The organism is Streptomyces doebereineriae, assembly GCF_031845645.1.
Lineage (GTDB): Bacteria > Actinomycetota > Actinomycetes > Streptomycetales > Streptomycetaceae > Streptomyces > Streptomyces canus.
Genome location: NZ_JAVREZ010000047.1, coordinates 1 through 7,777, shown reverse-complemented (window position 1 = coordinate 7,777; position 7,777 = coordinate 1). Strand labels below are relative to the sequence as shown.

Annotated in this window: 9 protein-coding genes and 1 rRNA gene; all 10 read left to right on the top strand. The window is 68.1% G+C overall.

The window, feature by feature from the left end; all coding sequences use genetic code 11:
- Window positions 1-6: 6 nt before the first annotated feature.
- A 5S ribosomal RNA gene (rrf, locus tag RNB18_RS50560) occupies window positions 7-123 on the top strand.
- Window positions 124-185: 62 nt separating this feature from the next.
- Window positions 186-830, top strand: a complete 645-nt coding sequence (locus RNB18_RS50555; RefSeq protein WP_311720873.1) for an HAD family hydrolase — start codon at window positions 186-188, stop codon at window positions 828-830.
- 69 nt (window positions 831-899) lie between these two features.
- Window positions 900-1,583 carry a VC0807 family protein gene (locus tag RNB18_RS50550; protein WP_311720872.1) on the top strand — a complete coding sequence of 228 codons (684 nt, stop codon included), beginning with the start codon at window positions 900-902 and terminating at the stop codon, window positions 1,581-1,583.
- Window positions 1,584-1,649: 66 nt separating this feature from the next.
- The gene (locus tag RNB18_RS50545) at window positions 1,650-2,861 is read left to right on the top strand and encodes an MFS transporter (protein ID WP_311720871.1); all 1,212 of its coding nucleotides are present in this window, start codon (window positions 1,650-1,652) and stop codon (window positions 2,859-2,861) included.
- Complete coding sequence (locus tag RNB18_RS50540; protein WP_266515454.1) at window positions 2,812-3,984, top strand: acetoin utilization protein AcuC; 1,173 nt, start codon at window positions 2,812-2,814, stop codon at window positions 3,982-3,984. Before RNB18_RS50545 ends, RNB18_RS50540 begins: the two co-directional genes overlap by 50 nt.
- A 69-nt stretch (window positions 3,985-4,053) precedes the next feature.
- The gene (locus RNB18_RS50535) at window positions 4,054-4,869 is read left to right on the top strand and encodes a phosphatase (RefSeq protein WP_311720870.1); all 816 of its coding nucleotides are present in this window, start codon (window positions 4,054-4,056) and stop codon (window positions 4,867-4,869) included.
- Window positions 4,870-4,998: 129 nt separating this feature from the next.
- Window positions 4,999-5,208 carry a helix-turn-helix domain-containing protein gene (locus RNB18_RS50530; RefSeq protein WP_016437488.1) on the top strand — a complete coding sequence of 70 codons (210 nt, stop codon included), beginning with the start codon at window positions 4,999-5,001 and terminating at the stop codon, window positions 5,206-5,208.
- Between the two features lie 177 nt (window positions 5,209-5,385).
- A complete protein-coding gene (locus tag RNB18_RS50525) occupies window positions 5,386-5,484 on the top strand; it encodes a 30S ribosomal protein bS22 (protein WP_003948845.1) in 99 nt (32 codons plus the stop codon).
- 206 nt (window positions 5,485-5,690) lie between these two features.
- Window positions 5,691-6,752, top strand: coding sequence for an NAD-dependent epimerase/dehydratase family protein (locus RNB18_RS50520; RefSeq protein ID WP_311720869.1), 1,062 nt, complete (start codon window positions 5,691-5,693; stop codon window positions 6,750-6,752).
- Between the two features lie 14 nt (window positions 6,753-6,766).
- On the top strand, window positions 6,767-7,777 hold a 1,011-nt coding region (locus RNB18_RS50515; RefSeq protein ID WP_311720868.1), incomplete at its 3' end, for a lysophospholipid acyltransferase family protein.

Genomic DNA, 7,777 nt, shown 5'->3' with positions numbered 1-7,777 from the left:
TAGTGTTTCGGTGGTCATAGCGTGAGGGAAACGCCCGGTTACATTCCGAACCCGGAAGCTAAGCCTTACAGCGCCGATGGTACTGCAGGGGGGACCCTGTGGGAGAGTAGGACACCGCCGAACAATTTTTGAGAAAACCCCCGTTCCATTCGGAACGGGGGTTTTCTGCGTTTAGGCTCGAGACCATGCGCTACGACCTCGTCATCTTCGACAACGACGGTGTTCTCGTCGACAGTGAGCCGATTTCCAATCGGTATCTCGCCGCGTATCTGACGGAACTCGGGCACCCGACCTCCTACGAGGACTCCATCCGCGACTACATGGGTTCCGCCATGCACCGGATCCACGAGCTCGTCCTGGAGCGGACCGGGCGGCGGTTGCCGGAGGACTTCGATGACGTCTTCCATGGGCGGGTGTTCGCCGCGTTCGAGCGGGAGTTGCAGCCGGTGGCCGGTGTGGCGGGCGTACTGGAGAAGCTGGCGGCGGACGGGGTGCCGTACTGCGTCGGGTCCTCCGGGAGCCATGAGCGGATCCGGGTGGGGCATCGGGTGACCGGGCTCGACCGGTGGTTCGCGGACGAGCGGATCTTCAGTTCGCAGGATGTGGGGCGGGGGAAGCCGGCGCCGGATCTCTTCCTGTACGCCGCCGAGCGGATGGGGGTCGAACCCGGGCGGTGTGTCGTGGTCGAGGACAGTCCGCTGGGCGTGCAGGCGGCTGTCGCGGCCGGGATGGACGTGTACGGCTTCACCGCCATGACGCCTGCCGCCAAGCTGGCGGGGGCCACACAACTCTTCTCCGACATGGGGGAGTTGGCTGACCTGCTCGTCTGACATTTGTCATGCCGAGGTCCGGACGATCGTTTCTACTGGGACCCCCTCGCCGGACGAGAAGCTGAGGGCATGACGACGAAGACGAACTCGAAGCGCGCGAACCTGACTCCGCTGATCGTGGACGTGGCTGTGCCGATCGGGGCGTACTACCTGCTCAAGGACGGGCTCGGGACGAGCACGCTGATGGCGCTGGGCCTCAGCAGTGTCGTGCCCGCGGTGCGGACCGGCTGGAGCGTGGTGAAGGAGCGAGCGGTCAACGGTCTCGCCGCGCTCATCCTCGTCGTCAACGTCGTGGGGCTGCTGCTCAGCCTCGTCGCCGGCGACCCGCGGCTGATGCTCGCCAAGGACAGCGGGGTCAGCAGTGTGATCGGGATCGGCATCCTCGTCTCCGTCGCGCTCGGGAGGCCGATGATGACCGCGGGGATGAAGCCCTGGCTGGTGAAGGGGATCGCGGAGCGGGAGGCCGCCTGGGCGCGGCTCCAGAACGGGTCGGCGGACTTCAGGCGGGCCGAACGGCGGTTCTCCGTGGTGTGGGGGGTCGTTCTGCTCGCGGAGTGTGTGCTGCGGGTCGTAGGGGCGTACACGCTGTCCGTGGACACGATGGTCTGGCTCGGGTCCGTCGTCATGATCGTGGCGATGGCCGTGGCCTTCCTGGTCAGCGGGGCTGTGGGCGCCGGCCCCATGGCCCGGATGCTGTGCGCCGAGACGAAGTCGGGGGCCGTATCGAGGCCCGAGGTCGCCCTCGCCCGATAAAGCTGAGGGAAATTCATCTTTGGCTGGATCTACCCACGGGTACGCCGGGGCCCTACGCTCGCCGCCATGACAGATGTGCTGCGGCGCGGTAGGGCCTCGTTGGCGTTCAGCTTCTTCGCGCAAGGTGTCGCCTTTGCTCTGCTGGTGACGCGGATCCCCGCCATCCAGGACCGGTACGGCGTCTCCGACGCGCTGCTGCCGGCTTTCCTGGCCGCCGTGCCGATCCTCGCCGGGGTCGGGAGCGTCTCGACCGAGCACCTGGTGAAGCGGATCCCGCCCAGCCGGCTGCTGCGGTTCGCCCAACCGGTCGTGCTCCTGGCGCTGTTGGGGGTGGGGGCCGGGGACTCGACGCTCGAGTTGGGGTTCTCGCTCGGCGCCTTCGGGCTTGCCGTGGGCATGCTCGACGCGTCCATGAACATGCTCGGGGTGAGCCTGCAGCGGGCGTACGGGCGCAGCATCATGCTGAGCTTCCACGCGGTGTTCAGCCTCGGCGGGATAGCCGGGGCCTCACTCGCCTGGGTGGGGGCGCACTGGCATCTCGCGCTGTTCGTGTCCTATCTGCCGGTCGTGGTGGTGCTGCTGCCGCTGTGCCTGGTGGGGAGTCGGTGGTACGTCGACGCGGACGCCACCGTCGGGGAGGAGAAGCCGCAGGGCGGGCAGACGGTCGCCTTCAAGCTGCTGCTGCCGCTGTGTCTGGTGATGACCTTCGCGTATATCGGCGACTCCACCGTCTCCAACTGGAGTGCGAAGTATCTGGATGACGTGCTGGGGAGCTCGGAGCAGCTGGCCACCGTGCCGTACAACGTGTACATGGTGACCACGCTGATCGGGCGGACCCTCGGGGACTTCGGGGTGCGGAGGTTGGGGGCCGCGACGGTCGTACGACTGGGGTCGGTGGTGGCGGCCGGGGGGTTCGCGGTGGTGGCCGTGGCGCCCGGACCGTGGGTCGGGATGCTCGGGTTCACGCTGCTGGGGCTGGGGTTGTGTGTCCTGGTGCCCCAGACCTTCGCGGCGGCGGGGCGGTTGTTCCCGGGGGCCTCGGATGCCGCGGTCGCTCGGCTCAACGTCTTCAATTACGTGGGGTTTCTCGTCGGTTCGCCGTTGGTGGGGGCCTTGGGGGACGCGTGGAGCTATCGCGGGGCCATGCTGGTGCCGATGGTGTTGGTGCTGGTGACGCTGGTGTACGCCAAGTCGTTCGCGGCTCAACCGGACCGATACGGTGGCGGGCATGAGCGGCCGCGCACAGCTGATGTGGGACGAGGCAGTAACGGGCTATGACTTCGGTCCGGACCATCCGATGGATCCGGTCCGGCTCGACCTGACCCGGCGACTGGTGGATGCCTTCGGGCTGGACCGGGACGTGGAGGTCGTGTCCGCGAAGGCGGCGGGCGAGTCGACCTTGCGGCTCGTGCACCGGGAGGACTACGTCGAGGCCGTGAAGGCGGCCTCCGTGGACCCGGAGGCGGCCGACCAGTCGTACGGGCTGGGGACGATGGACGATCCGGCCTTCCCGCGGATGCACGACGTGTCCGCGCTGATCGCCGGGCAGTCGGTGGGGGCGGCGGAGGCCGTGTGGCGGGGGCAGGCGCTGCATGCGGTGAACTTCGCGGGTGGGCTGCATCATGCGATGCCGGGCGGTGCCTCGGGGTTCTGTATCTACAACGACGCCTCACTCGCCATCGCGCGGCTGCTGGAGCTGGGGGCCGAGCGGGTCGCCTATGTGGATGTCGACGTGCATCACGGGGACGGGGTACAGGCGGCGTTCTGGGAGGATCCCCGGGTTCTGACGATCTCGTTGCACGAGCATCCTCGGACGCTGTTTCCGCAGACCGGGTGGCCGGAGGAGACGGGGGCGGACTCGGCCGAGGGCAGCGCCGTGAATGTGGCGTTGCCGGCGGGGACGGGGGACGCGGGGTGGTTGCGGGCCTTCCACGCGGTGGTGCCGGAGCTGATTGCCGACTTTCGCCCGGATGTGCTGGTGACACAGCACGGGGCCGATACGCACTTCGAGGATCCGCTGGCTCATCTCGCGGTGTCGTTGGATGCGCAGCGGGCTGTGCAGGTGGCGTGTCATGAGCTGGCGCACGAGTACGCCGGGGGGAAGTGGATCGCGCTCGGGGGTGGGGGGTACGCCGTGGTGGATGTCGTGCCCCGGTCCTGGACGCATCTGGTGGGGATCGCCGCGGGGCGGCCGGTCGAGCCCGAGGCGATGATTCCCGAGGGATGGCGGCAGGAAGTGTTCGCCCGGACCCGGCAGTTGGCGCCGGCGCGGATGACGGACGGGCGGTGGCCGGTGGCCTATGCGGAGTGGGATGCCGGGTACGACCCCGCGGACCGGCTGGATCAGGCTGTGCTGGCTACTCGGCGGGCGGTGTTTCCGTTGCGGGGGTTGCTGGCGTAGTTACGCCAACTGTGCGGTGTTTCCCTGTTCCCATCCCTCCTTCGCCTCTCCTCCGTCACCATCACTCACGTGTTGAGCACCGGTGCCCTCCGCGCCCATCTGCTGGCCGCTCGTCTGGCCGGGCCCGTGGCCACCTCCCGGGAGGAGAGTCTGCGGAGTTATCGGTTGTTCGCGGCTCGGGATCCGAGGGTGCTGATCGGGATCGATCCCGAGTGGTCTTGGAACGAGAGGGATTTGATCGGTCTTATGGCCGATAAGTGCGGAGTTTCGGGCGATCCACGGCACACAAGTGGCCATGATGTGATCGATCCTGAGCGAACCCTCGTCGCGCTCGATGCCTTCGCGGAGCGGCTCGAGGCAGTTGCCCAGCGCAAGGGGGCCGTGCTCCTCGGCACCGGCCATCCGCACCGACTGCTCGGCTTCTACGCCGCCATCGCGGACGCCCTCTCGGCGGCGGGATGTACCGTCCTCACCCCTGCGCATGGTCGCTGTGTCGACATAACGACCCGGTTCGGTCTACGCACGTACAACCTTGACTACGTACGAGGAGTCGCGCTCGTGCGGGAACCGGACGCGAAGAGCTCCGGTTGTGAGCCCGGCGCACACTCGCACTCACCGCTGCCGGTTCGTACCGTGCTGGCGGCCGCGGCGGAGAGCGGCGGGCCGCTTCCCGAGCTCGTGGTCGGGGATCACGGTTGGGTCTGCGGAGCAGGTCAGCTGGGGTTTGAGGCCATTGGGCTGGCGGATACGGATGACCCCGCGCTCTTTGTGGGGGAGGCCGAGGGGGCCGTGTCCGTCGTCGTTCCACTTGATGACGCTGTGCGGTCTGATTACTACCTGCCGCTGACCCGCTACGTACTCAATCGAGCGTGTCTGTCACAGTAGGCCGCCGATGGGTGCACCTCTTCCCCACTTGCATCACCCGCCCCTACATTGGGGAGTGAGCACGCAGCGACGAAGAGTCACCGGAAGGGGAAGCCGGTGGCCGTCGAGTGCGGAAGGTTCAGGTGTGTCATGGCTGCTGAACAGAGGCCTCTGAGCGAGGTTCAGTTCCTTACCGTGGCGGAAGTCGCCTCGGTGATGCGAGTGTCGAAGATGACCGTGTACCGGCTGGTGCACAGCGGTCATCTGCCCGCGATCAGGGTGGGGCGGTCCTTCCGCGTCCCCGAGAACGCGGTTCACGAGTACCTCCGCGAGAGTTATGTGGGGGTGGAGACGGCCTGACGACAGCGGACTCGGGGAGGTCTCAAGGGGGCCTCAGGGCACTCGTGGACCCCTGCCTGATCTCCCCGGTTCCCCTCGATTACGACCTCAGCGCTCGGGCGGGTAGGCTAGCCCGTCGAAGGTCGTATGGGCCCATGGCGCCCAGCACCGAGTGATGAGAAGTGAGCGAGGGTAGTCGTGGGCTCTGTTATCAAGAAGCGGCGCAAGCGGATGGCCAAGAAGAAGCACCGCAAGCTGCTCAAGCGCACGCGCGTTCAGCGTCGCAACAAGAAGTAGGCGACGCCGCGGAAGCGTGTTTGTGGCCCCCCACCCAATACCGGTGGGGGGCCATACGCGTGTCAGGACGTACTCCGTGGGCTGGATGTCGTCACCTCATGCAGTGGGCGGTCATCACAGCGCAACAACAACCCGCTAGGTTGGCGGCACACGGGGAACGCGGCACAGGACTAGGCGGTACGAGGGCTGGAAGGAAGGCGCTGATCTTGGGAAAGGTCGTGCTCGTGACCGGAGTGGCCCGACAGCTGGGGGGCCGGTTCGTACGACGCATCCAGCGTGACCCGCAAGTGGACCGGGTGATCGCCGTGGACGCGGTGACGCCGGAGCACCATCTGGGCGGTGCCGACTTCGTCCAGGCGGACATCAGGCAGCCCGGCATCGCACGGGTACTGGCGGAGACGGCCGCCGACACCGTCGTACACCTGGATGTGACGGCGATGGCGCTCGGCAGCGGGAGCCGGACCACGGTCAAGGAGACCAACGTCATCGGCACCATGCAGTTGCTCGGGGCCTGTCAGAAGTCGCCGAACGTCAAGCGGCTCGTGGTGAAGTCCAGCACGAACGTGTACGGCTCGGCGCCGCGTGATCCCGCCGTGTTCACGGAGAACACGCCGCCCAAGTCCCTGCCGTCCGGCGGATTCGCCAAGGACACGGTCGAGGTCGAGGGGTATGTGCGGGGCTTCGCGCGGCGGCGGCCGGACGTGGCCGTGTGCGTGCTGAGGTTCGCCAACATCCTGGGGCCGACGGCGGACACCCCGCTCGCCTCGTACTTCACGCTGCCGGTGCTGCCGACCGTGTTCGGGTACGACCCCCGGCTGCAGTTCGTGCACGAGGACGATGTGATCGAGGTGCTCAGGATCGCCTCGCACGAGCCGGAGCGGGGCACGCTCAACAGCGGCACCTTCAACATCGCGGGCGACGGGGTCCTGTTGCTGTCGCAGTGTTCCCGGCGGCTCGGGAGGCCCACCGTGCCCCTGCTGCTGCCCGCCGTCACCTGGGCCGGGTCGCTGGTGCGGACGCTCGGCATGACGGACTTCTCGCCCGAGCAGATCCGGTTGCTCACCCACGGCCGGGTCGTGTCGACGGTCCAGATGCGTGAGACGCTCGGGTTCCGGCCGAAGCACACGACGGCGGAGACCTTCGCGGAGTTCGCGCGCAGCCAGGGAGCCGGGCTGCTGCCGCCGGAGGCCCTCGCGGGGGCCGTCGACAGGATCGCCGCGCTGCCCCTCGCGGGCGGCGGCCACCCCCCGACGCAGAGCGCCAACTGAGGAGCGCATCAACGATGGCGGACGCCAAGGTCATTCCGTTCGACGACGACCGGTCCCGCGCAGGCGCCGTACAGCGGCCGGCGCGGCGCCGTGGTGCGGGGAGCCGGCGCAAGGGCTCGGAGCCCGCGCTGGTCCGTGAGGTCCAGCCCCTGCCCAGCAGGGCCTCCGCGCAGGATGATGTTCCTGTGACGCGTGAGGAAGAGCCGCCGCAGCAGGCGAACGACGAGGGCGGCCTGGAGCGGCGGATCGCCGGAGGCCTCAGCTTCCTGCGCCGCCGGCTCACCGGGGACTACGAGGTCGACGACTTCGGCTACGACGAGGAACTGACCGACCAGGTCCTGATGTCCTTGCTGCGGCCGGTGTACGAGAAGTACTTCCGGGTCGAGGTGAAGGGCGTCGAGAACATCCCGGCGGAGGGCGGCGCGCTGATCGTGGCCAACCACTCCGGGACGCTGCCGCTGGACGGCCTGATGATGCAGGTCGCCGTGCACGACCAGCACCCCGCGAACCGGCACCTGCGGCTGCTGGCGGCGGACCTGGTGTTCATGCTGCCGGTGGTCAACGAACTCGCCCGCAAGGCCGGTCATACCCTCGCCTGCGCGGAGGACGCCGAGCGGCTGCTGGGGCGCGGTGAACTGGTCGGTGTGATGCCGGAGGGCTTCAAGGGCATCGGCAAGCCGTTCAGCGAGCGCTACAAGCTCCAGCGCTTCGGCCGGGGCGGGTTCGTCTCCACGGCCCTGCGTCAGCGCACTCCGATCATTCCGTGCTCGATCGTGGGTGCGGAGGAGATCTACCCGATGATCGGCAACGCGAAGACGCTGGCCCGTCTGCTGGGTTTCCCGTACTTTCCGCTGACGCCGACCTTCCCGTGGCTGGGTCCCCTCGGCGCGGTCCCGCTGCCGACGAAGTGGACGATCCAGTTCGGCGAGCCGATCCTCACGGACGGGTATCCGCCGGAGGCCGCGGAGGATCCGATGCTGATGTTCAATCTGACCGACCAGGTGAGGGAACAGATCCAGCACACG

Excerpts from the sequence above, each read along its gene's own strand:
- RNB18_RS50550 (WP_311720872.1), top strand. The coding sequence starts at position 900 with ATGACGACGAAGACGAACTCGAAGCGCGCGAACCTGACTCCGCTGATC.
- RNB18_RS50545 (WP_311720871.1), top strand. The coding sequence starts at position 1,650 with ATGACAGATGTGCTGCGGCGCGGTAGGGCCTCGTTGGCGTTCAGCTTC.
- RNB18_RS50555 (WP_311720873.1), top strand. The coding sequence starts at position 186 with ATGCGCTACGACCTCGTCATCTTCGACAACGACGGTGTTCTCGTCGAC.
- RNB18_RS50530 (WP_016437488.1), top strand. The coding sequence starts at position 4,999 with ATGGCTGCTGAACAGAGGCCTCTGAGCGAGGTTCAGTTCCTTACCGTG.
- RNB18_RS50540 (WP_266515454.1), top strand. The coding sequence starts at position 2,812 with ATGAGCGGCCGCGCACAGCTGATGTGGGACGAGGCAGTAACGGGCTAT.